The sequence below is a fragment of the Brachybacterium sp. Marseille-Q7125 genome, assembly GCF_023062615.1.
In the GTDB taxonomy this organism is placed as follows: Bacteria; Actinomycetota; Actinomycetes; order Actinomycetales; family Dermabacteraceae; genus Brachybacterium.
Genome location: NZ_JALLAL010000123.1, coordinates 1 through 1313 on the forward strand (window position 1 = coordinate 1; position 1313 = coordinate 1313).

Below are 1313 nucleotides of genomic sequence, written 5' to 3' on the forward strand. Positions count from 1 at the left end.
TTGCCCGCAAGTTGTTGACGGTTGATCAAGCTGCTTGGGCTTGATCTGCGTGTTCTTCGGTTTTGGCCTGGTCGCGTTTGATGGCGTTCTCGAACGCGACCGGGCTGGTGTAGTCGAGGCTGGAGTGCAGCCTGCGACGGTTGTAGACGATCTCGATCCAGCGAGCGACCTCGCGGCGAGCTTCGGCCCGAGTCGGCCAGGACCGACGATCGTAGAACTCGGTCTTCAGCGTGGCCCAAAACGACTCGGCCATCGCATTGTCCCAGCACACTCCGGTCCGTCCCATGGACTGACAGATCCCCAGTTCCTCGCAGGTCTCGAACAGCGTCTTGGACGTGTACTGGGTGCCGCGATCAGCATGGAACACCAGCCCCTCTGGCACATCGCCACGCAAGGTATGGGCCATACGCAGTGCTCGGTCAACGACACTGGCGCCCTGGCACTCGTCCATCGCCCAGCCCAGCACGCGCCGGGAATGCCCGTCACGGACCGCAGCGAGGTAGAGCCACCCCTCGCCGGTGGGCAGATACGTGATGTCACTGATCCAGACCGCATCAAGACGCCCTTGGTCCCACCGCCGCTGGACATAGTCCGCGAAACCCCGGGCAGAGGAGTCTTGGATCGTCGTCACCGGGGTGAACATGCGCGGACTGATGCCCTCCAGCCCCTGGCGACGCATGGACGCAGCGACCGTCTTACGGTCGACCATCATGCCCTGGCCTGCGAGCTCGCGGGTGATCCGCGGAGCCCCGTAGACCTCATCAGAGGCCTGGAATGCCTCGCGCACAGCCTGGTCGATCACCTCCCGCCGCTGAGCCCTCGGCCCGGGGCCGTGCTCGCGACGCCGCCGCCAGGCGTAATAGCCCTGACGAGTCACACCCAGCAGCCTGGCCATGCGCGTGATCTCGAAGTTCGCCTTCTGCGCATCCATCAGCTCGAACCGTTCCGCTGGGGTGGCCTCGACGCGAAGAAGGCGGCTGCTTTTCCCAGGAACTCATTGTCCCTCTCCAGCTCATAGACCCGCCGCCGCAGACACTTCAGCTCCTCACGTTCCTCAGCCGCTAACGGCGCATCCGGACCCGGCGCCGGTCCCCGGCGCTCACGCTCTTGTTGCACCCAGCGGCCCAGCAACTGCGGGCCCACATCGATCTCCGCAGCCACATGCGCGATCGGCCGGTCCGTATCCAACACCAAAGCCGCCGCCTCCCGACGATACTCCGGCGTATAGCTCTTCCGCTTCCTCATGACGACAACCTCCCGCAGGTCACCACGACCCGCCATCTCAGGTGTCAACAACAGAAGGGTAAGCCCAC

1 protein-coding gene is annotated in these 1313 nt (G+C 64.7%); it reads right to left on the minus strand.

The window, feature by feature from the left end; genetic code table 11:
* Positions 1-25 precede the first annotated feature (25 nt).
* Positions 26-1281, minus strand: a protein-coding gene (locus MU407_RS13985) for an IS3 family transposase (RefSeq protein WP_102237479.1) whose coding sequence is annotated in 2 segments (ribosomal slippage) — positions 26-975 and positions 975-1281 — 1257 coding nt in all. Because the reading frame shifts where the segments join, the coding sequence is not laid out codon by codon here.
* Between the last annotated feature and the right edge of the window lie 32 nt (positions 1282-1313).